At 62.6% G+C, this 385-nt stretch carries 1 protein-coding gene; it reads left to right on the top strand.

The window, feature by feature from the left end; genetic code table 11:
• The coding region (locus EN893_RS37885) for a molybdopterin-binding protein (RefSeq protein ID WP_164901586.1) at window positions 1-385 on the top strand (385 nt) is incomplete at both ends.

Below are 385 nucleotides of genomic sequence, written 5' to 3' on the forward strand. Positions count from 1 at the left end.
ACGCATGACGACATCACGGCCGATTCCATATCCAAGGCTTTTGGCGTGCCTTGCGAATACGATGCCCGGGCCTATGCGATGCTGGAAGCAAGCTATGCCGCGCGTGGCATCGAATATACGCAGGCCCGCAAGCGCATGGCGCGGATGCCGCGCGGCGCCGATCTCATCGACAATCCGGTGTCGGTCGCACCTGGCTTCCGCATCGGCAACGTCCACGTCATGGCCGGCGTGCCATCGATTTTCCAGGCCATGCTCGACAATGTCGTGCCGACGCTGAAGGCCGGCACGAAGATGCTTTCGGCGACCGTGCCCTGCCCGTTCGGCGAAGGCCTCATCGGCGGGCCGTTGGGTGATATCCAGAAAGCGCATCCCGATACGATCATCG

It is taken from the genome of Mesorhizobium sp. M7A.F.Ca.CA.004.04.2.1, from assembly GCF_004022825.1.
Taxonomy (GTDB): domain Bacteria; phylum Pseudomonadota; class Alphaproteobacteria; order Rhizobiales; family Rhizobiaceae; genus Mesorhizobium.